Below are 21058 nucleotides of genomic sequence, written 5' to 3'. Positions count from 1 at the left end.
ATTCTACGGAACCGTTGTTTCACGCGCGTTACAGCTTTAGGGTCGCTTTCGTTCCCTGAGCTTGTCGAAGGGCCGCAGGGAATCCACTCGGCGCGAATGCACCGTCCTCTCCTCGAGAAGGTGCATCTAGGCCGAGTCGATCATGCCGGCCCGATCGACTCGGCGCGAATGCACCCTAAGGAAGGATTTTGGGCGCGTTTTCGACGTGTCGATGCGAGCGCTGCCCTTCGACAGGCTCAGGGAACGGGTGCCGCTCAGGAAACGAAGGTGGCCGCGATGTCGATGAGCGCCAGGTCGGTGCCCCGCGGTCCGACGAGGCAGAGGCCAGCTGGTGCACCGTCGACCTCGAGCAGCGGAACGGACAGCGCGGGGTATCCACCGATGCCCGCGAGGCAGGTCAGGGCGAGCGTCGCCGCCCGGGCAGCGTCGATCTCGGCGGGGTCGGCGGTCAGTGACGGCGCGGTCGACGCCGTCGTCGGCAGCAACAGGATGCGCCCGGCCAGGGCCTCGTCGAGCTGAATTCGAGCGGCCCCGAGCACCTCCCGAGCAGAGGATTCCTCCTCGTCGGTGATCGTCGACGCCACCTCGAAGCGCGACGCGACGTCGTCTGCCAGCACTCCCGGATGAGCGATGATCCACTCGCCGTGCCGACGCCACGCCTCCGCGCCCTGCACGGTGCGGAACGCCGCGAAGAAACCAGAGATGTCGCCGAGGTCGACGACGCCCACCTCGCCGATCAGCCCCGCGACTTCGAGCCGGCCCACGGCATCCACCAACGCCCCCTGCATCGCGGGGTCGGCGGCGAAGAGCAGCTCGGTCGAGATCACGAACTGCGGCTCGACAGGCTGCTGCGCGGCGTCGTCGAGCGTGCTCGCGGCAGCGGCGCGCAGCACGGAGGCAGATCTCGTCAGCCATCCGATCGTGTCGAACGACGCGGCCAGCGGCAGCAGCCCGCCCGAGTCGACGGCGCCGTGCGTGGTGCGCAGACCCCAGAGCCCCTGATACGACGCGGGAACCCGGATCGACCCCGCCGTGTCGGTCGCGAGCCCGATGCTGGCGTGCCCCAGGGCCACCGCCGAGGCGGGTCCGCTCGATGAGCCGCCGGGGATGGCTCCGGCAACGGCTGCGTTCGGCGGGGTGCCGTAGTGCACGTTCTTGCCGGCGATCGAATAGGCGAACTCGTCGGTCTGCGCGATGCCGCGAACGGATGCGCCGGCCGCGAGCAGCGCGGCGAGGGCGGACGCGTTCGCCTCGGCAGGAGTCGCCTCCGCGAGGTATTCGGGAATACCGGCACCTACGGCGAAGCCCCGCACATCGAACAGATCCTTCACCGCGACTGTCTCACCCTCGAGTGCGCCGCCTTTCGAGGCGGTCGAGCCCACCAGCGGATTGCCCAGCACGCGCCAGATCGCCGTGTTCATGGCCGCGAGGGCGCCGGCCACCTGGGCGGACTCGATGACCCAGCCGGCGGCATCCGGGCGTCTCGCCCACAGCTGAGTGATGAGCCCACGCCCACCCGAGCGGGGCCGGTTCTCGCTGACGATCAGGGCATGCTCGCTCGAGAGCACGCGCACGTGCAGCGCCGTGACCGTGCGCGCGGGCGCACCACCCCGAGCACCGCGGAAGGAGCTGATGCGCTCGTGGCCGACGAGCAACCCTGACGCGTCGCCGCGCAGAGTGGAGTCACCGGCGGCGAACGCCGCGTCGAGCGCCTCGAGGTCGTTGTCGAGAAGCGCGTCTTCGTAGGCCCAGAAGGCGTCGATCAGGCCGTCGGGCAGCTCACCGGTGACGGAGGTGGGAGAGAGTCGCTCAGCCATGATGTCCTTCGAAATCTGAGACGCGCACGCGGGCATGCACGCCGGTGACCAGGTCGACGACCTGGGAGATGTTGAAGTCGGTGGCCGCGCTGAGGTAGGCGTAGGCCAGGTCCTCGTCCATGCCGTAGCGGGCATGCAGCAGAGAGATGGCGGCGCGCACGCATTTGCGCAGGGCCTCGTCGAGGTCGTCGTCCATTCCCGTGGGAACGAGGAACTCCTGGGTCTCGGCGAGAGGCCCGACGAGAGCGCCGAACGCCTTCAGCGCCTCGCTCTGCGGCACGACCTCGAAGCGCACGGTCACGCGAAGCGAGGCCTCCATTGCGGTGAGCGCGACCTCGCCGTCGCCCTGGGCGAAGTGCGGGTCGCCGACGTAGGCCAGCGCGCCGTCGACCTGAACGGGAATGTAGAGCGAGCTGCCCTCGGTGAGCAGGTTGATGTCGATGTTTCCGCCGTGCGCGCCGGGCGGTACCGAGTGCGGGCGCGTCGTCCCGGCGACGGCCACGCCCATGATCCCGAGGAACGGACGCAGCGGGAACCGCACGGTGTGCTCTCCCCCGGCGACGAGCGGCAGGGTTCCGACCTGGCTTCCGTCGGCCTCGTCGTCGACGGCGGAGAAGACGCTCACCGAGCCCTTGACGAGCGGAAACTCGCCGGGAAGCGCTCCCCTGCCGTGCCTGTTCGAGATCACGCCGTAGGGAACGCGCGGCGTCGCCTCGAGCAGCGTCATCTTTAGCAGATCGCCCGGCTTCGCACCCCGGATGCGGATCGGTCCGGTCACGACGTGCGGACCGTCGACCTTGAGGTCGCGCTGGTATCCGGATGCCGCGAGCGCGATCGCGTCGTCGAGCACGTTCTCGCGCCCCACGCCATGGCCGGCGAAGTACGCGACGGGGTCGCGGCCCTGGTCTTCGAGCACGCCCTCGTGACTGAGGGTGTCGATGGTGACCTCGTCACCCGAATCGATGGTGAGGACCTCGGTGTCGGCGGCGCAGGGCAGCCTGCCCCAGAGCACGTTCTCGATAGACGCCGGCAGGTAGTGAGCGGCCTGGATGAATCCTTGGCCGGGCTGGAGCGGTGCGGTGAACGGCATCCGAATGCGCGCCTTCCGAAGTCTGGAAAGATGGGAGGGTCGCTTCGAGAGTATCGTGCGCCAGCCGACAGCCCCGCCACGCCCAGAGACATCGAAAGATCAGGTGCCCCGTGCTCCGAAGACTCCGCAGCAAGCCCGCCAATCTGCATCTGGGTCTGATGCTCGCCCTCACGTTCTCGACCGGAATCGCCGACGCGGTCGGCTATCTCGGCCTCGACAAGGTCTTCACCGCGAACATGACCGGCAACGTCGTGATCCTCGGAATGGCGATCGCCGGCGCCGATGGGCTGCCCGTCATCGGCCCGCTCGTCGCACTGTTCGGGTTCATGCTGGGCGCCGCAATCGGCGGCCGCGTACTGCGGCCCGTCAAGGTCGGCTGGACCACCCACAGCACCGTGCTGTTCGGCATCGTGGGCACGGTCATGGTCGGCCTCACGATCGCGCTGTTCGTCTACGACGGGCCTCCCCCACAGCCCTACGAGTACATCTTCACCGGATGCTTCGCCTTGGTCATGGGCGTTCAGGCTGCGACGGCGCGACACATCGCCGTGAAAGACGTCACCACCGTGGTGGTGACCTCGACCATCACCGGTCTCGCCGCCGACTCGCGACTGGCAGGCGGCTCGGGGCAGCCGTGGTTCCGGCGGGCCGGCGCCATCCTGCTGATCTGCGGAGGCGCCGCCGTGGGCGCGCTGCTGCTCATGATCCACATCGGCTGGGGCGTGGCCCTGGCCGCCTTCATCACTCTTCTGGTCGCCTTGACCGGGCACCTCGCGGGTCGGCCGCACCACGCTCCGGTGGAGCCGGCCGAGGTCGACGCCTCCGCCTGATCAGCGGCGGCGCTGCTCCGACTGCTCGCGATCCCACTCGTCGAAGAAGTCCTGGCTCTTGCTGCGCACCCGGTCGTCGAGTCCGAGGTTTCGCTCCTTGCCCGTGGCGAGCGCCAGTTCCTCCTCGTGCTCGGCCAGCTGTCTGAGCGTGGCCAGCCTGCCCGTGGTGATCTGAGCATCCAGAAGCGCCTGGTCGCGCTCGAGCGCGAACTGCTGGCGAACCCGGGCGATCTCGGTGCGGTCGTGTTCGCGCGCCGTCTCGTCGTGCACCGACTCCTTGTTGCCGAGGTTGCGCAGCAGCTTGATGATCACGGGAAGCAGCTCGATCGCGAAGAACAGCAGGAACACCATGACGTGCGCGAGCCCCGCAGACGGGCTCTCTTTGCTCAGCCGATCGAGCGCGGTGAGACGGTTGCTGATGCCGTCGCTCGACGACACGGCCGCGTCGTTCTGGGCCTGGAAGTCGGACTTGCGCTGCTCGATCGTGGCGAGGTCTGCCTGTGCCTTGGCGAGCGCGGCCTCGGCCGTGGTCTTCGAGTCCTTCAGCTGCGAGGTCAGGGCTGGCTGCGCCGTCGCGAGTGCCGCGGCGGTTGCTTTCTGCGCCTGGTCGTAGACGGTCTGCGCCGAATCGACGGCCTGTCGCGCGATCTGCGTCACGGCTCCGTCACCGACCTGGCCCGAGCCCCCGGTGCCGTTGGCCTCGGCCTGCCACGCGGCGGTCTTGGCGTTGAGATCGGCGAGTGCCGCGTCTTCTGCAGCCTTGGCGGCAGCGTAGGTGGGGTCGGTGAGCGGATCGACGGCATCGCTCTTGTCGATGATCGCCTGGTTGCTGGCGATCGAGGCTCGCACGGTGTCTTCGGTCGAGAGGATCGGATCGCTGGCGAGCTGGTTGGCGAACGACGTCCGCGCTTCGGCCTCCATCACCAGGATCTGAGCGCTGATCTCGGGTGCGAAGATCTGCAGGGTCACCGGCGTCGAGATGACCGTGCCGAGGATCGCGGCCAGCAGCACGCGGGGAACGACGGCGAACGTGGTCTTCCAGGCACCCTTGGTGTTCGAGAGCTGGATCGTGAGAGCGCGGTCGATGGCGAAGATCCCCGCGCCCCAGAAGATGCCCACGGGAATGAACCAGAACCAGTCGGCGTGGAACACCATGCCGAGGGCGAAGGCCATCGACAGAGCGGCCACGGTGGCCGTGAACATCAGGATGAGGGCCATCGACGAGTAGGCCTGCCGGTCGCCGGGTGCGCCCTCGATGGCGTCGGGTCGGGCTCCACCGAGCACGGCGAGGCTGGTGCGGCGCAGACGACGACGACGCGCATTCGGCCTCTCGCCGGGCTCGGCCGGTGCGGCGGCAGCGGTCGCCTCACCCTCGGTTCCGGATGCCTCGGGCTGGGCATCGATATCCCGCTCGAACCAGGGCTGCTCCTGCTGCTCGACGGAGAGCTGCTCGGTGGGTGCCGTTGTCATCGGCGAGGTGTCACTCGACAGGTCGACGCCGGACAGCGCCTCGATCGGCACCGTCTCCGCCTCGGGGCGTCGGCGCGGTTTCGGGGTCTCGCTGAACCAGGGCTCCAACTGGGGCCCACTCGATGCGTCGTTTTCGCTCACGCCGAGTCCTTCCTGTTCGAATGATCAGCGGCAAGTATGCACGCACCGACCCTGAGCATCCGGTGAGCATGCCCTCAATCAGCCCTGCGGAGCACTCCGCAGCTTCTGGCAGTGGGCGCAGAAATGCGAGCCCCTGTTCATGAAGCTCTCACGCACGATCGGGCGTCCGCAGCGCGGGCACGGCTGCCCCTGCCGACCGTAGGCGTTGAGGCTGTGCGAGAAGTATCCGGATGCGCCGTTCACGTTTACATACTGCGCATCGAAGCTCGTGCCGCCCTCGGCGAGCGCCTTCTCGAGCACGAACCGCACTTCGGTCAGCAGCAGCTTCGCCTTGGTGCGCGACAGCGACGACGCGGGCTGGGCATAGTGGATGCGTGCCGCCCACAGCGACTCGTCGGCGTAGATATTGCCGATGCCGCTGATGAGGTTCTGGTCGAGCATCGCCCTCTTGATGCCGGTGTTCTTCCGAGCGAGCGAGGCGAAGAACGCGGCGTCGCTGAAGGCCGGATCGAGCGGGTCGCGCGCGATGTGCGACACCTGGCCGGGAATCGATGCGAGCTCGCTCCCCCGGCCGGCCGCGCGCCCATCGTCGGTCGGCAGCAGAGAGTCGACGGCCATCGAGCCGAAGATGCGCTGGTCGACGAAGTTCATCCAGAACTCGCCGTGCTCGGGATGCTCGATGTGCAGGCGAATGCGCAGCAGACCGTCTTCCTCGACGCCCGGCGTGCGCAGCAGAACCTGTCCACTCATTCCGAGGTGGGTCACGAGAGCTCGACCTCCGGCGTCGGTCGCGTCGTCGAGCGGGAACCAGAGGAACTTGCCTCGGCGCACGGCCGAGCGCATCCGGTGCCCCTCGAGCAGGTCGACGAAGGCGCCCGCCGCGGGGACGTGCCGTTTGAGCGAACGCTGGTCGAAGACCTCGACCGCGCTGATGAGCGCGCCTGACACGGCCCGCTCGAGGCCAGCACGCACGACCTCGACCTCGGGGAGTTCGGGCACTCTAGGCCGACGCCACGTCTGTCGGCAGAGCCGCCAGCATCGCCACGGCATCACGAGCGGCGGATGCCTCGGCCTGCTTCTTCGACGGTCCCTCGCCCGTGGCCTGCACCACGACGGCACCAGCCGCGGTCGCTACGCGCACGGTGGCGACGAACACTTTCTGGTGATCGGGCCCGGATTCGCTCAACTCGTAGACGGGAGCGGCCAGGCCCTTTTGGCCCGCGGCCTCCTGCAGGGACGTCTTGGGGTCCATGGAGATGCGGAAGTGACCGGGAGCAGTGGCGAGGGGGGCTACGAGACGAAGCACGAGCGCGGTCGCCGCATCCGGGCCCGCACCCAGATAGCTGGCGCCGATGACGGCCTCCATCGTGTCGGCGAGGATCGACGGCTTGTCTCGACCACCCGTGAGCTCTTCGCCGCGACCGAGTCGAACGAAGCGACCCAGTTCGATGCCTCGGGCGATCTCCGCCAGAGCGACCGTCGACACGAGACTCGCGCGGCGCTTGGCCAGCTCTCCCTCTTCGAGATCGGGAAAACGGCGGTAGAGCATGACCGTCACCGCCTGGCCCAGAATCGAGTCGCCGAGAAACTCGAGGCGCTCGTTCGTGGGGATACCGCCGTGCTCGTACGAGTACGAGCGGTGGGTCAGGGCGAGCTCGAGCAGATCGTCGGGAAGCTCGATCTGCAGAGTCGCCAAAAGGAGCGACCCGTCGGTTTCGTGTTCAGAAACCATCGAGGCGCTCCTTGGTGACGCATCTGTTGTCGTTGCCGACAGCAGGAGTCTTAGATGTCTGCGACCTTGCGGCCCTTGTACTCCATGAACAGGGGGGTGCCTGCGGAGTCTTCGACGATCTTGGCGCGGTGCGGCAGGCTGTAGACAGTCTTGCCGTTCTCGATCGTCTTGACGAGGGTGGGGGCCGTAGCCTTCCACTGAGCGCGACGCATGCGGGTGGAAGCCCGCGACATCTTTCTCTTCGGAACAGCCATGATCTTCTCTTTTCTCTATCGTTCAGGTCACTCGGGTCGCGCGGAGGCGTCGGTGTCTGCTTGGTCAGTCTGTGTGGAGGCTTCGAAGCCGGCGAGCGCAGCCCAGCGCGGATCGGTGATCTGCTGGGGTTCGTCATGCGGCTGATCGGCCAGCTTCTCACCCGTCTCCGGGTCTAGTCCTGGGCAATCCGGCCGACAGACCGGTTGGAACGGCAGTGAAAGTACCACCGCATCCCTGATCATCGGTTCGAGGTCGACGTGATCGTCGAGAACCGAGTAATCAAAAGCTTCGTCAAGAGAATACGCGAAAACGTCTTGGAATTCGACTTCTACCGGCAGATGGATGTCAGTGAGGCAGCGCCCGCAGACTCCGTCGGCCGTTCCGGAGACATGAACCGACGCCAGGATGCCGTCGTGCAGGCCCTCGAGACGAAGGTCGACATCGAGGATCGAGTCGGCCTGAACGGCCACGAGGCCCTCGCCGAGCTTCTCGGGAACAACGATCTCGAGTTCGTGCTCGCGCATCTCGCCGGGCCGGTGGATGAGGTCGTGCACCCCCACGGTGTAGGGCGTCTTCTTGAATTTGTTCACAACATTCGAGTCTACCGGCGATCGCCGCGTGGCGTCCCCTGAGGGTGCGCAGGAAAAAGTCTTGACACGACGAGGCAAGCCTGTTTGGTTAGTTACATGAGTAATGAACCAACGAAGGGAACACGTCGTGGATGACTCTCGACCGATCTTCGTGCAGATCGCCGAACTGATCGAGAACGACATCATCGCCGGCGCCCTTCCCGAAGAGTCGCAGGTTCCATCGACGAACGAGTTCGCCGCATTCCATCGCATCAACCCCGCAACCGCAGGCAAGGGAGTCAATGTGCTCGTCGACGACGGCATCCTCTACAAGAAGCGCGGCATCGGCATGTTCGTCGCATCCGGCGCCCGAGACCGACTGGTGGCCAAGCGCCGAGACCAGTTCCAGAACGAATTCATCGCACCGCTGATGGTCGAGGCAGAGAAGCTCGGCATCGGCGAAACGCAGTTGATCGACATGATCAGAAAGGAAGGCACAGCATGAGTGCAGTAGTAGAGGTGTCTCACCTCACCCGCCGCTTCGGCGAGACGACCGCCGTCGACGACGTCAGCTTCAGCGTCCAGAAGAACACCATCCACGGGCTCCTCGGCCGCAACGGCGCCGGCAAGACGACCCTGATGCAGCTGCTGACCGGTCAGGACTTCGCTACCCGCGGCGGGATCCGCATCTTCGGAGAACACCCGGTCGAGAACTCGGGTGTGCTGAAGAACGTGTGCTTCATCAAAGAGAGTCAGCGCTACCCCGACGACTTCAAGCCCCGGCACGTGTTCACCAGCGCGCCCTGGTTCTTTCCCAACTGGGACGCCGCCCTGGCCGAACGCCTCATCGCCGACTTTCGGCTGCCGCTGAATCGCCGCATCAAGAAGCTGTCGCGCGGCCAACTGTCGGCCATCGGGGTCATCGTCGGGCTGGCATCCCGCGCCCCGCTGACGTTCTTCGACGAGCCGTACCTGGGTCTGGATGCCGTGGCGCGGCAGATCTTCTACGATCGGCTCCTCGAGGACTTCGGCGAGCATCCCCGCACGGTGATTCTCTCGACGCACCTCATCGACGAGGTCAGCAACCTGCTCGAGCACGTTCTCGTGATCGACGAGGGCAAGCTGCTCATCGACCAAGGCGCGGAGACCCTGCGCGGTTCCGCAACCACCGTGGTCGGCACCAGGCAGGGCGTCGACTCGTTCGTCGCCGGCCGAGAGGTGCTGCATCGCGAGGGCATCGGCGGTCTCGCCTCGGTGACGGTCGGCCGTCTCACACCTCAGGATCGCGCACGCGCCACCGAGATGGGCCTCGAGCTGTCGCCCGTGTCGCTGCAGCAACTCGTCGTGCGCCTCACCGGCAGCAGCCAGACAGTATTGGAGCAGAGCGCATGAGCACCCTCACTCAACCGACCCTCGACGAGGCGCGGATCGACCGACCTGGCGGGGCCTCGAACATCCTCGCCGTCGTTCGGCTGCACCTCGTGAACCGATACAGCGTCTTCGCCGTGCCGTGGATGATCATGGCGGGCATCTTCGTGGTGAACGTCGCTATCTGGTGGATCATCTTCTCGTCGATCTCGAGCGAGGCAGACAGGGCCGACGCGCGAGACGGCCTCGAATTCTCCGGCGCCCTGTTCTACATCTTCGTCTACATGCTCGTGCTGGGCATCCAGGCCGTTGCCTTCACGTTCCCCTTCGCACTCGGGTTCAGCGTGACGCGGCGTGATTTCTGGCTGGGCAGCGCGCTCACCTTCATCGGGCTCTCGGCGGTCTACAGCGCGGGTCTCACCGTGCTGGCGGCCATCGAGGTGGCGACCGACGGGTGGGGGCTCGGCGGGTCCATGTTCGCGACGTTCTACTTCGGCGGCGCGGACGCGTCGTGGATCGAGCGATTCGGCCTCTACTTCGCGGCGTACCTGTTCTTCTACTTCGTCGGAGCCGCGATCGCGACCATCTACCAGCGCTGGCGCAACAACGGCATGCTCGTTCTGTTCGGCACGCTCGCCCTGCTGTTGGTCGCGGGCATCGCTCTGGCGTCGTTCACCAGCAGCTGGCCGTCGGTCTGGGCCTGGTTCGGCTCGAACGGCCCGTCGGGCGTGATCGCCTGGAGCCTCGTGCCCACCGTGATCGCTGCCATCACGGGCTACTTCATCCTGCGAAGGGCGACGCCGAAGAACTGACGAACGTCCACACAGCCGCAGCTAGGCGGCCGGCGGGTTGCGGTGCTTGTTCGCCTCGACCACGGCGGCCGCTTCTGCGCGCAGTGCGTCCACCACGGTGCGCACGGCCAGGCGTTCGGCGCGGTCGGGGCGCATCAGAATCGCGATGTGCCGTTCGGCCACGACTCCCTGCAGGTTCTTGAGCACGATGCGGTCGCGATAGGCGCCCGCCGCCGTGTAGCACGGGAGCACGGCGACACCGAGGCCCGCCGCGACCAGCGCCTCGGTCACCCGGGTATCGCCGAAGCGCTGAAAGAAGTTCACGGGAACCCCGGCGGCCTCGAAGATGTCGTTGAGCGTGCGCTCGAACGGGTACCCCCAGGGCACCCCGATCCACTGCTCGCCGATGAGGTCGCTCGGCACCAGGAAGTCCTTGTCGGCGAGGCGGTGTCCGGGCGGGAGCGCGACGTCGAGCGGCTCCGTCATCAGCGGCACGGCCAGCAGATTCTTGTCGTTCCAGAAGGCCGCCGGCTTCGGCGAGTGCGCGAGCACGATGTCGAAATCGCTCGTGAGCGACGGGAAGCCCTCGGACTCCGGGTCGCGGTCGGAGCAGTGCACCGTGAGGCCGCCGGTCTCGGCCACGCGCTTGAGCATGCCCGGCAGCAGCATCTGTCCCGCCGTGGGGAAGGTCGCGAGCGACACCGTGCCTGTGGGGTCGTTGCGGAACTCGTCCCACACGGCCTCGGCCTTCTCGAGCGCGATCGCGACATCGGTCGCACTGCGCGCCAACGCCCTGCCCGCGTCGGTCAGGGCGATCCCCCGCCCCACCTTCTCGGTGAGCGGGAGACCGGCCTCGGACTCGAGCTTGCGCAGCTGCTGCGAGATGCCCGAAGCGGTGCGATGGGTGGCCTTGGCCACCTCGGTGATGCTGCCCCGCTCGGCGAGTTCGCGCAGCAGGTTGAGTCGTCCGACGTCCATAGTTCGACAGTCTAGAAGCCGAACTAAGGAGTCAGGCTCGAACTCTTCACGTGCGGTACACGATCTAACCTTCGAGACTCGAGAACGCCTGGTCGTAGAGATCGAGCGCCCGAGCCACCTCGTCGTCGGTCACCACGCAGGGCGGCACCACGTGCAGCCTGTTGTCGGCGAAGAAGGGCAGCAGCCCGAGCGACAGCAGCGTCTTCTTGAGCGCACCGATCACCGAGGGCGCCACCGGCTCGCGCGTCTCGGGATCGGCGACGAGGTCGAGCGCCCAGAAGACTCCGAGCCCGCGCACCTCGCCGATGGTCGTCGGATGCTTGGCCTGCAGCGCGCGAAGGCCCGGTCCGATGACATCCGCACCCACACGCTTCGCGTTCGCGACGATGCCCTCGCTCTCCATGGCGTCGAGGGCCCCGACGATCGAGGCCATGGCGAGCGGATGCCCCGAGTACGTGAGTCCTCCGGGGAACACCGTCTCGTCGAACGTGGCCGCGATCGACGGCGAGATGATGACGCCGCCCACGGGAACGTAGCCCGAGTTGACGCCCTTGGCGAAGGTGATGAGGTCGGGCACGACGAGGCCTCCGTCGTCGGCCAGCGACTGGAACGCGAACCAGTCACCGGTGCGGCCGAAGCCGGCCATGACCTCGTCGAAGATCAGCACGATACCGAACTCGTCGGCAAGCGCCCGCACCCCGGCGAGGTAGCCGGGCGGGGGCACGAGAACACCAGCGGTGCCCGGGATCGTCTCGATCAGGATCGCCGCGATCGACGACGCGCCCTCGCTCTGGATGACACGGCGCAGATGGTGCAGAGCCCGCTCGCTCTCCTCGGCCGGGCTGGTGCTCCAGAATTCCGAGCGATACGAGAACGGACCGAAGAAGTGCACGTGTCCGCGCGCGTACTCATTGGGAACACGACGCCAGTCCCCCGTGGCCACCACGGCGGCGCCGGTGTTGCCGTGATACGAGCGATACGCCGACAGCACCTTGTCGCGCCCCGTGTAGAGCCGCGCCATGCGGATCGCGTTCTCGTTGGCATCCGCCCCGCCGTTGGTGAAGAACACCTTACCGAAGCCCGCTCCTGCACGATCGAGGATGCGCCGGGCCGCCTCGCCTCGGGCGAGGTTGGCGTGGGCGGGGGCGACGGTGGTCAGAACGTCGGCCTGAGCCTTGATCGCGTCTCGCACCGCCGGGTGCTGGTGGCCGATGTTCACGTTGACGAGCTGGCTCGAGAAGTCGAGGAACTCGTTGCCGTCGTGATCCCACACCCGCGTGCCCGACCCGCCCGCGATGACCATGGGGTCGAGGGCGGCCTGCGCCGACCAGGAGTGGAAGACGTAGGCCCGGTCGAGGTCGTACGCGCGCTTGCCGTCGTCAGAGGTGGGGATCACGGTGGTGCCTGTTCTTTCTGTGTTGTGTTCCCTGAGCCTGTCGAAGGGAAGCTCTTCGACAGGCCCCCTTCGACAGGCTCAGGGAACGATGGTGATGGTGAAACTGCGTGTTACTCGCCGCCGGCCTTCAGTGTGACGTCGATGGGTATGAAGTCGGCACCTTCGGTGTCGACTCCTTCGTCTTTCAACTCGGCCAGCGCCTTCTCGACGTACTCATTGGTGTGAGCGGATGCCGGTGGCTCGGCCGAGATCACGGTCGCGCCAGTCTCGTTCTTGGTTCCCATGGCGATGTCGACCGTCTGCTTCCAGGCGTCCTCGTCGATCATGCCGATACCGCCGGAGGTCGACGGCCAGATCAGCTTGTTGACCTCATTGGTCATCCACAGCTGGTGGCTCTCACCGAGTGTCGAGCCCGCGGCGGTCACGATGGCCGCGGCCTCCTCGGGGTTGTCCTTCGCGTAGATCCATCCCTTGATCGAGGCCTTGATGAATTTGACGGTCTGGTCGGCGTAGGCGTCATCGTCGGCGAGCTTGGCCGAATCGGCCCAGATCGCGTCCTGAAGCATGGCCGTGCCCTCCTTGTTCCAGTCGATCACGTTGAGGTCGTCGGGGGTGAACAACTCGCCCGTCGCCGGGTTCACCGACTCGAGTACCTGTGCGTATTCGTTGTAGGTCATGGCCTGGGCCGCATCGATGTCGCCGGCGAGGAAGCCGTTCATATCGAAAGCCTGCTGCACCAGGTCGATCTTCGAGGCGTCGACTCCGGCCTTCTGCATACCGGCGAAGAGTTCCCACTCGTTGCCGTAGCCCCAGCTGCCGACCTTCTTGCCCTCGAGATCGGCGGCGGTCGTGATGTTCTTGTCTTTCATCGAGATCTGCGTGGTGGCGCTGCGTTCGAAGATCTGCGCCACGTCGGTGATCTCGGCGCCCTGCTCGATCGAGCCGAGCACCTTGGGAACCCAGGAGATCGCATAGTCGGCGTCTCCGCCAGACAGCACGTCCTGCGGAACGATGTCGGCGCCGCCCTCGAGGATCGTCACGTCGAGGCCCTCGTCTTCGTAGTACCCCTGATCGAGCGCTGCGTAGTAGCCCGCGAACTGCGCCTGTGCGAACCATTGCAACTGAAGAGTCACGGGGGTGAGCTCGCCGCTCGCGGAATCCGTGGAATCGTCGGAGCCGCTCGTACTGCAGCCCGCGAGCGCGAGAGCCGAGACAGCCGCGATGGCGCCGGTGACAATGAGGCGTTTGCTGTGTTTCATTGTTCCTCCTGTGATGGTGCGGTGAATGGTGCAGGGCCGCCAGAAAGAGGCGGACGTTCTAGGGGGTCGAGACAGAGGCGCGGTGCGGGGAGACGAGCTTCTCGAGACCCAGCGTCACGACGTAGAAGACGAGTCCGAGAAGAATGGCGCCGAGCACGTAGGCATAGGCGAGCGAGTAGTTGCTCGATGCAGCGGCTGAGGTGATCGACTTGCCGAGTCCACCAATCGGGCCTCCGAAGTACTCTCCGATGAGAGCGGAGATCACGGCCAGGCTCGACGCGATGCGCAGCCCGATGAACAGGAACGGAACCGCACCGGGCAGCGTCACGGCACGCGTCGACTGCCATGCCGACGCACCGTAGGCCTTCATGAGATCGCGGTGCACGGGCCTGGCCTGGCGCAGGCCGCGCAGAGTGTTGAGGTAGACCGGAATGAAGACGGCGAGCGCCGCGACGAGTTGCCTCGCCGTCTCTTTGTCGGCACCGAACATCGTGTAGAACACCGGGGCCAGGGCGACGATCGGAATCACCGACGCGGCTGCCACCAGGGGCGCGCTCAGCTCGTCGGTGAGAGGCAGCACGGTGGCGATGATCGCCGCGATGATGCCGACGATCGCGCCGATCAGGAGACCGATGAGAGCGTTCGCGCCGGTCACCAGGCTCGCCGTCCACACGCTCGAGACGCTCGACGAGAACTCCGTCGCGATCGACACGGGCGAGGGCAGAACGAACGGCTTGATCTCGAGCACCACCACGGCGAGCTGCCAGAGCGCGACCGCGAGCACGCCGAGAAGGATCGGCGCGAGGATCGTGCGCGGCATCGACGCGGACTGTTTCATCGTTGGTCGACCCCTCGCACCGCGGACGCCCCGGCCGATTCTCCGTGCAGGCTCTCGCGCACGGCCACCACGGCCTCGAAGAAGCTGTCGGCCTCGCGCAGACCCTCGTCGCGCCCTTCCGCGCGCCCGAGGTCGACGGCGATCACGTCTCGGATGCGACCCGGGCGCGGTGACATCACGACGACCCTGTTCGAGAGAAAGACCGCCTCGGGGATCGAGTGTGTGACGAAGACCACCGCTGCCCCTGTCTCAGCGCAGATGCGCACGAGTTCGGTCTGCATGCGCTCGCGCGTCATCTCGTCGAGGGCGCCGAACGGTTCGTCCATCAGCAGAAGACCGGGGCTCTCGGCGAGCGAGCGGGCGATCGCGACGCGCTGCTGCATTCCACCGGAGAGCTGGTCGGGGTATTTCTCGGCGAAGTCGGAGAGCCCGACGAGCGCGAGCAGCTCGAAGGAGCGCGCGGCCCGATCGGCCTTGCCGACCTTGTGCAGCTCGAGCGGAAGCTCGATGTTCGCGCGCACCGTTCGCCAGGGCAGCAGGCCCGCCTGTTGAAACGCGATGCCGTAGGCCTGATCGATACGAGCCTGCCTGGCCGTCTTGCCGAAGACCTCGATCGATCCGCTCGTGGGCGAGTCGAGGTCGGCGATGAGTCGCAGCAGCGTCGACTTCCCGCATCCCGACGGCCCGATGAGCGAGACGAACTCGCCCGGCGCGATCGTGAGGTCGACGGCCTCGAGCGCCGTCACATCCGCGCCCTTGCGAGCGGCGAACACCTTGCTCACGCCGGCCACAGAGACGGCCGCGGGGTGGGTGGATGCGATGGGCTGGCCCTGTGCAGACGTTTCGGTGCTCATGCGGGGGTCTCTCCTCGACGGTAACGGGTGAGGGCGAGGCCGATCAGGGCGACGACGCCCGCGGCCAGGAGGCCGACGACGACGGCTCCGAAAATCGGTGCCCACGGTTTGGCGGGGTCTCCCCCGGCTGCGGCGGCGTACTCCACGATCATGCGCCCGATGCCGCCGCGCAGTCCGATCGAGACTTCGGCCACCACGGTGCCGATCACGGCGTTGGCTGCGGCGAGGCGCAGGGCGGGAAGGAGATAGGGCACACTCGCCGGCAGACGGAGCCTGATGAGGGTCGCCCACCATCCGACCGAGTAGGTGCGCATCAATTCGACGTGGTTCACATCGGGAGACTCGAGTCCGCGAAGCGCTCCGATCGAGACGGGGAAGAACGCGAGGTACGACGCGATCAGGGCCACCGACATCCAGTTTTCCCAGCTGAACGAACCGATCTCGATCTGCGATCCCCATCGCTTGACCAGCGGAGCGATGGCGATGAGCGGCACGGTCTGGCTGAGCACGATCCAGGGAAGCAGCGCAGACTCCGCCGTGCGGAACCGCTGCATGACGACGGCGAGGAGCATGCCCACCACGACGCCCACGAGCCAGCCCACCGCGGCCACACCGAGGCTGAAGAACGACGCCTGCAGCACGGCCTGCCACATCATCTCGTCGTCACCGGCCGAGCGAACAGGGCGGAACAGCCGGGCGACCATGTCCCACACGTGGGGCATCGCCAAGTCGCTCGTGCGCGGAAGCACGGTCAGGTCGCCGAGCACCACGCCGGTGGCAGGGCCGAGCGCCTTGTACAGCTCCCACACGGCGGCCAGCACCACGACTCCGAGCACTCCGAGGAGTACGCGGCGCACGAGCGGGGAGCCGGTTCGGGTCATGCCTTGGCCGTGATGTGCTCTTTGAGCGCGGGGATGACCGTCTCGCCGTAAACGCGCAGGGTCTCCTCTTTGTTGTCGTGCTGGAGGTAACCCGCGAACTGGGTCACGCCGATGTCCTTCAACTTCTTGAGCTTCTCGATGTGCTCGTCTGCGGTTCCGAGCAGACAGAAGCGGTCGACGATCTCATCGGGCACGAATGCCGTGTGGCTGTTGCCCGCACGGCCGTGCTCGTTGTAGTCGTAGCCCTCCCGATCTTTGATGTAGTCGGTCAGAGCCGTGGGAACAGAGGAGTCGGCGCCGTACTTCGAGACGATGTCGGCCACGTGATTGCCGACCATGCCGCCGAACCAGCGGCACTGGTCGCGCATGTGCTGCCAGTCATCGCCGATGTACATCGGAGCCGCGACGCAGAAGGCGATCTCGTCGGGATCGCGGCCGACGTTCTCCGCGGCCGCACGAACCGTCTTGATCATCCACTCGGCGATGTCGAGGTCGGCCAGCTGCAGGATGAAGCCGTCGCCGACCTCGCCCGTGAGCTTCAAGGCGAGCGGACCGTAGGCGGCGACCCAGACATCCAGCTCGCTGCCGACGCTCCACGGAAAGCGCAGCTCGGCGCCGTTGTACTCGACCGGTCGGGAGTTGGCCAGTTCACGGATGACGTGAATGGACTCGCGCAACGCCTTCAGAGTGGTCGGAGCGCCGTTGGTGACGCGCACCGCCGAGTCACCCCGGCCGATGCCCATGATGGTGCGGTTGCCGTACATCTCGTTGAGCGTGGCGTAGAGCGATGCCGTGACGGTCCAGTCGCGCGTGGCCGGATTCGTGACCATCGGACCGACCTTCACGCGGTGGGTCTCGTTCAAGATCTGGCTGTAGATCACGTAGGGCTCCTGCCAGAGCAGGTGCGAGTCGAACGTCCACACGTACTCGAAGCCGTGCTGCTCCGCGAGCTTGGCGAGATGCACCGTGCGGGAGGCGGGCGGATTGGTCTGAAGTACTGCGCCGAATTCCATGGGGTCCCTTAGATGAGGTACTGCGAGAGGCCGCGCTTGATGAACCTGCCGTCGCCCTTGGCGCCCAGGTAGGTGTTGTCGTCGACCACGACCTTTCCGCGCGAGAGGACGGTATCGACGTGACCGTCGATCTCGTAGCCCTCGTAGGCGGAGTAGTCGAGGTTCATGTGGTGCGTCTTCTCGTAGCCGATCGACGTGTGGCCGTTCGGGTCGTAGACGAGGATGTCGGCATCGGCACCGGGCTGGATGACGCCCTTCTTTCCGTACATGCCGAACATGCGAGCCGGAGTCGTCGAGGTGATCTCGACCCAACGCTCGAGCGAGATGTGACCGTTGACGACACCCTGGTAGAGCAGATCCATGCGATGCTCGACAGAGCCGATGCCATTGGGGATCTTGGTGAAATTGCCCACACCGAGCTCCTTCTGGCCCTTCATGCAGAAGGGGCAGTGGTCGGTCGAGACCATCTGGATGTCATTGGTGCGCAGCGCCTGCCAGAGCTGATCCTGGTGGTGCTCGTGCTTCGAGCGCAGCGGCGTGGAGCACACCCACTTGGCACCTTCGAATCCATCAGCACCCAGGTTGTCCTCGAGCGAGAGATAGAGGTACTGCGGGCAGGTCTCGCCGTAGACGTTCTGGCCGTTGTCGCGTGCCGTGGCGATCTGGCCCACCGCCTGCTTCGCCGAGACGTGCACGACGTAGAGCGGCGCACCCGTGAGATTCGCCAGCATGATCGCGCGGTGAGTGGCCTCCTCCTCCATCTGCCACGGACGCGAGACGCCGTGATAGTAGGGCTCGGTGTAGCCATCTTTCACCAGCTGCTGGGCGAAGACGTCGATGGCCGAACCGTTCTCGGCGTGCATCATGGTCATCAGGCCCGTGGCGGCCGACTTCTGCATGGCCTGCAGGATCTGACCGTCGTTGCTCAGGAACACTCCGGGGTAGGCCATGAAGAGCTTGAAGCTCGAGACGCCCTCGTCGAGGAGTCCGTCCATGGCGCGCAGCGACTCCTCGTTCACGTCGCCGATGATCTGGTGGAATCCGTAGTCGATGGCGCAGTTTCCCGCCGCCTTCTCGTGCCACGCCGCCAGGCCATCCTGCACTTTCTCGCCGTACGACTGGATCGCGAAGTCGACGATCGTGGTCGTGCCGCCCCAGGCCGCTGCCCGGGTTCCGGTCTCGAACGTGTCGGATGCCTCGGTTCCGCCGAACGGCATCTGCATATGGGTGTGCGCATCGATTCCGCCCGGAATCACGTACTTGCCGGTCGCGTCGATGACCGTGTCGACGGCCGAGGTGAGGTCGGTGCCGAGAAGCACGGAGCCGGGCTCGAGAACCGCGGCGATCGTCTCGCCGTCGATGAGCACATCTGCTCGGGCGCGACCGGTCGAAGACACGACCGTCCCCCCGGTGATCAGCGTCGTTGCCATGTCAGTCGCCCTCCCCGTTACGGCGCGACCGTGGCCACGTAGGAGTCGGGGCGGCGATCGCGGTAGAACTGCCACGAGTTGCGCACCTCGCGCAGAACCTCGAGGTCGAGGTCGCGCACGACGATCTCCTCGGTGTCCGTCGAGGCGACGTCTCCGACGTAGTTGCCACGCGGATCGACGAAGTAGGAGCTGCCGTAGAAGGTGACGGCGTCGTCGCCGAACTCCTCGGTCTCTGTGCCGATGCGGTTGTTCGCGCCGATGTAGTACTGGTTCGCCGCCGCGGCCGCGGGCTGCTCGAGCTCCCAGAGGCGGTTCGACAGGCCGGGCTTCGTGGCCGACGGGTTGAAGACGATCTGTGCGCCGTTCAGGCCGAGCTCGCGCCATCCCTCGGGGAAGTGGCGGTCGTAGCAGATGTAGACGCCGACCTTGCCGACGGCGGTGTCGAAGACCGGGTAGCCCAGGTTGCCGGGGCGGAAGTAGAACTTCTCCCAGAACTGCTGCAGGTTGGGGATGTGGTGCTTGCGGTACTTACCGAGCACGGTGCCGTCGGCATCGACGACCACCGCGGTGTTGTAGAGAACGCCCGGCTGCTCCTCTTCATAGATCGGCAGCACGATGACCATGGAGAGTTCTTTGGCCAGCGCCTGGAAGCGCTGCACCGTGGGACCGTCCGCGGCCTCGGCGTAGTCGTAGTACTTCGCGTCTTGGATGATGCCGAAGTACGGCCCGTAGAACAGTTCCTGAAAACAGATGATCTGCACGCCCTGAGCCGCCGCGTCGCGGGCGAACTGCTCGTGCTTGGCGATCATGGACTCTTTGTCGCCCGTCCATGTCGCCTGGGTGAGTGCTGCGCGTACTACCGTCATTGCATCGTCCTCTCGCTGAGCATTTCCGCTCGAACCCCGTTTTGTTATTGTCGGGGTTGAACATTTCTCTTAGATTTCAGATTGTGACGTCGGCGTAAATAAGTCAAGAGTCGCTAGCCCCCACGAAAGGACGGCAGGAGTGCTCGACACCATCACCGGCGCCGTCGAGAGCAAGACGCCCGAGGGCATCGCCGCCGCCATCTCCCGCCTGATTCGAGGAGGCGCGCTGCGATCGGGAGAACGGCTGCCGACGGTGCGCAACGTCGCATCGGCCCTGGGCGTGAGCCCGGCAACGGTGAGCAACGCGTGGCAGGCGCTTTCGAAAGTGGGGCTCATCACCTCGCGGGGCCGGGCCGGCAGTTACGTGCTCGAGGCCTCGACGGCCTGGATGCCGCCGCACTTCGGCGAGCTGGCCGGCTCGCACGTGGTGGCCCGGCTCGATCTGTCGACGGGAACGCCCGACCCTCTGCTGCTGCCCGACCTCGCCCTCGCGCTCGCGCACGTTCCGACCCGAGCCGACACGGCGAGTTATCTCGACATGCGCGTGCTGCCCGATCTCGAGCGGCAACTGCGCGCATCCTGGCCCTTCGTGCCGGCGAGCCTCACGATTCTCGACGGGGCCCTGGATGCGATCAGCCGGTCACTCGAGGCGATCGTGCGTTACGGAGACAGGGTCGTCGTCGAGAGCCCTGGATTCCCCCCATTCTTCGATCTGCTCGAACAGCTCGGGGTCGAGGCGATCCCCGTGGCCATCGACTCCGAGGGCATGAGGCCCGAGCTGCTCTCCGCAGCACTCGATCTCAATCCGGCCGCCATCATCATCCAGCCCCGGGCACAGAACCCGACCGGAGTGTCTCTCACCGCCGAACGCACGCGCGAACTGGCGCGCGTCATCCGGGCCAAGTCGCACGTCTCCGACCCCGTGATCATCGAGGACGATCACTCCGGGGAGATCACGACGGGCACGGCGTTCAGTCTCGGCCAGTGGTTTCCGCACCGCACGCTGCACGTGCGCAGCTTCGCGAAGTCGCACGGCCCCGATCTGCGCATCGGAGCCCTGGGCGGTCCGACCGTGATCATCGACCGGGTGATCGCCCGGCGTATGGTCGGCCCCGGTTGGACGTCGCGAATGCTCCAGACGATCCTCTACCAGCTGCTCACCGCGTCGCCGAGCGTCACCCAGATCTCCGAGGCCCGGAGGGTCTACCACGCCCGACAGCGGGCGCTCTCCGAGGCCCTTGTTCGCTCCGGCGTCGAGCACTCCCCCTCCGACGGCATCAACACGTGGCTCCGCGTGCACGACGAGAAGGCCGCGATCCTGTCGCTCGCCGCTTCGGGCATCAAGGTGGCCGCCGGAAGCTCGTTCTATGCGGCACCCCTCGAGAGCGAGCAGTTCATCCGCATCACGGCGGGCCGCATCCGCGACGACTTCGACCAGATCGGCGCGCTGCTCGCGGCAGCGGCACTCGCGCGATAGCGC

21 protein-coding genes are annotated in these 21058 nt (G+C 66.4%); 5 read left to right on the top strand and 16 right to left on the bottom strand.

All coding sequences use genetic code 11. From position 1 onward, the window contains the following. Positions 1 to 254: 254 nt before the first annotated feature. Positions 255 to 1817 carry an AtzH-like domain-containing protein gene (locus tag ASF79_RS04410; RefSeq protein ID WP_055852287.1) on the bottom strand — a complete coding sequence of 521 codons (1563 nt, stop codon included), beginning with the start codon at positions 1815 to 1817 and terminating at the stop codon, positions 255 to 257. Beyond that, positions 1810 to 2907 carry an acetamidase/formamidase family protein gene (locus ASF79_RS04405; protein ID WP_055852280.1) on the bottom strand — a complete coding sequence of 366 codons (1098 nt, stop codon included), beginning with the start codon at positions 2905 to 2907 and terminating at the stop codon, positions 1810 to 1812. The genes ASF79_RS04410 and ASF79_RS04405 overlap by 8 nt, the downstream gene beginning before the upstream one ends. Positions 2908 to 3017: 110 nt before the next feature. Between ASF79_RS04405 and ASF79_RS04400 the strand changes: the two genes are divergently transcribed. Next, positions 3018 to 3737 carry a YoaK family protein gene (locus tag ASF79_RS04400; protein ID WP_235500623.1) on the top strand — a complete coding sequence of 240 codons (720 nt, stop codon included), beginning with the start codon at positions 3018 to 3020 and terminating at the stop codon, positions 3735 to 3737. Here ASF79_RS04400 and ASF79_RS04395 read toward each other — a convergent pair whose 3' ends face one another. From ASF79_RS04395 to ASF79_RS04375, 5 genes are all read right to left on the bottom strand, one after another. Then, positions 3738 to 5348: a DUF4407 domain-containing protein gene (locus tag ASF79_RS04395; RefSeq protein WP_156366158.1), complete on the bottom strand. Its 1611-nt coding sequence runs from the start codon at positions 5346 to 5348 to the stop codon at positions 3738 to 3740. A 78-nt stretch (positions 5349 to 5426) separates the two neighbouring features. Then, the gene (gene mutM / locus ASF79_RS04390) at positions 5427 to 6347 is read right to left on the bottom strand and encodes a bifunctional DNA-formamidopyrimidine glycosylase/DNA-(apurinic or apyrimidinic site) lyase (RefSeq protein ID WP_055852274.1); all 921 of its coding nucleotides are present in this window, start codon (positions 6345 to 6347) and stop codon (positions 5427 to 5429) included. Between the two features lies 1 nt (position 6348). Further along, positions 6349 to 7080 carry a ribonuclease III gene (rnc, locus tag ASF79_RS04385; RefSeq protein WP_055852271.1) on the bottom strand — a complete coding sequence of 244 codons (732 nt, stop codon included), beginning with the start codon at positions 7078 to 7080 and terminating at the stop codon, positions 6349 to 6351. A 50-nt stretch (positions 7081 to 7130) separates the two neighbouring features. Next, positions 7131 to 7334 (bottom strand): 50S ribosomal protein L32, encoded by a 204-nt coding sequence (gene rpmF / locus ASF79_RS04380; RefSeq protein WP_044442139.1) that lies wholly within the window; start codon positions 7332 to 7334, stop codon positions 7131 to 7133. 27 nt (positions 7335 to 7361) lie between these two features. Then, positions 7362 to 7925, bottom strand: coding sequence for a YceD family protein (locus ASF79_RS04375; RefSeq protein WP_442853824.1), 564 nt, complete (start codon positions 7923 to 7925; stop codon positions 7362 to 7364). A 103-nt stretch (positions 7926 to 8028) separates the two neighbouring features. Here ASF79_RS04375 and ASF79_RS04370 point away from each other — a divergent pair, with 103 nt between their 5' ends. Genes ASF79_RS04370 through ASF79_RS04360 form a run of 3 tightly spaced genes read left to right on the top strand, consistent with a single transcriptional unit; the run spans position 8029 to position 10084 of the window. Then, positions 8029 to 8409, top strand: coding sequence for a GntR family transcriptional regulator (locus tag ASF79_RS04370; RefSeq protein WP_181035688.1), 381 nt, complete (start codon positions 8029 to 8031; stop codon positions 8407 to 8409). Beyond that, on the top strand, positions 8406 to 9296 hold the full coding sequence (locus ASF79_RS04365) for an ABC transporter ATP-binding protein (RefSeq protein ID WP_055852268.1): 891 nt from the start codon (positions 8406 to 8408) through the stop codon (positions 9294 to 9296). The genes ASF79_RS04370 and ASF79_RS04365 overlap by 4 nt, the downstream gene beginning before the upstream one ends. Further along, positions 9293 to 10084, top strand: a complete 792-nt coding sequence (locus ASF79_RS04360) for a hypothetical protein (protein ID WP_055852266.1) — start codon at positions 9293 to 9295, stop codon at positions 10082 to 10084. The genes ASF79_RS04365 and ASF79_RS04360 overlap by 4 nt, the downstream gene beginning before the upstream one ends. Before the next feature lie 21 nt (positions 10085 to 10105). On the opposite strand, the gene ASF79_RS04355 is transcribed toward ASF79_RS04360, so the two are convergent. From ASF79_RS04355 to ASF79_RS04315, 9 genes are all read right to left on the bottom strand, one after another. After that, entirely contained in the window at positions 10106 to 11041 is a 936-nt protein-coding gene (locus ASF79_RS04355) for a LysR family transcriptional regulator (RefSeq protein WP_055852264.1), read from the bottom strand. A gap of 64 nt (positions 11042 to 11105) precedes the next feature. Further along, positions 11106 to 12434, bottom strand: a complete 1329-nt coding sequence (locus ASF79_RS04350) for an aspartate aminotransferase family protein (RefSeq protein WP_442853850.1) — start codon at positions 12432 to 12434, stop codon at positions 11106 to 11108. Between the two features lie 113 nt (positions 12435 to 12547). Continuing rightward, positions 12548 to 13696, bottom strand: a complete 1149-nt coding sequence (locus ASF79_RS04345) for an ABC transporter substrate-binding protein (RefSeq protein ID WP_055852258.1) — start codon at positions 13694 to 13696, stop codon at positions 12548 to 12550. A gap of 58 nt (positions 13697 to 13754) precedes the next feature. Then, the gene (locus tag ASF79_RS04340; protein WP_055852254.1) at positions 13755 to 14534 is read right to left on the bottom strand and encodes an ABC transporter permease; all 780 of its coding nucleotides are present in this window, start codon (positions 14532 to 14534) and stop codon (positions 13755 to 13757) included. Then, a complete protein-coding gene (locus ASF79_RS04335; RefSeq protein WP_055852251.1) occupies positions 14531 to 15388 on the bottom strand; it encodes an ABC transporter ATP-binding protein in 858 nt (285 codons plus the stop codon). The genes ASF79_RS04340 and ASF79_RS04335 overlap by 4 nt, the downstream gene beginning before the upstream one ends. Then, entirely contained in the window at positions 15385 to 16269 is an 885-nt protein-coding gene (locus ASF79_RS04330) for an ABC transporter permease (protein WP_055774999.1), read from the bottom strand. The genes ASF79_RS04335 and ASF79_RS04330 overlap by 4 nt, the downstream gene beginning before the upstream one ends. Beyond that, the gene (locus ASF79_RS04325; RefSeq protein ID WP_055852249.1) at positions 16266 to 17282 is read right to left on the bottom strand and encodes a TIGR03842 family LLM class F420-dependent oxidoreductase; all 1017 of its coding nucleotides are present in this window, start codon (positions 17280 to 17282) and stop codon (positions 16266 to 16268) included. The genes ASF79_RS04330 and ASF79_RS04325 overlap by 4 nt, the downstream gene beginning before the upstream one ends. 8 nt (positions 17283 to 17290) lie before the next feature. Continuing rightward, the gene (gene hydA / locus ASF79_RS04320; protein WP_055852247.1) at positions 17291 to 18712 is read right to left on the bottom strand and encodes a dihydropyrimidinase; all 1422 of its coding nucleotides are present in this window, start codon (positions 18710 to 18712) and stop codon (positions 17291 to 17293) included. Positions 18713 to 18729: 17 nt separating this feature from the next. After that, a complete protein-coding gene (locus ASF79_RS04315) occupies positions 18730 to 19578 on the bottom strand; it encodes a nitrilase-related carbon-nitrogen hydrolase (RefSeq protein ID WP_055775009.1) in 849 nt (282 codons plus the stop codon). A 139-nt stretch (positions 19579 to 19717) separates the two neighbouring features. On the opposite strand from ASF79_RS04315, the gene ASF79_RS04310 reads away from it, so the two are divergent. Continuing rightward, positions 19718 to 21055 carry an aminotransferase-like domain-containing protein gene (locus ASF79_RS04310; protein ID WP_055852243.1) on the top strand — a complete coding sequence of 446 codons (1338 nt, stop codon included), beginning with the start codon at positions 19718 to 19720 and terminating at the stop codon, positions 21053 to 21055. Positions 21056 to 21058 lie beyond the last annotated feature (3 nt).

It is taken from the genome of Agreia sp. Leaf335 (assembly GCF_001423605.1).
Taxonomy (GTDB): Bacteria; Actinomycetota; Actinomycetes; order Actinomycetales; family Microbacteriaceae; genus Agreia.
The sequence above is the reverse complement of the archived record's forward strand: the minus strand, read 5'-3'. Positions and strand labels throughout refer to the sequence as shown.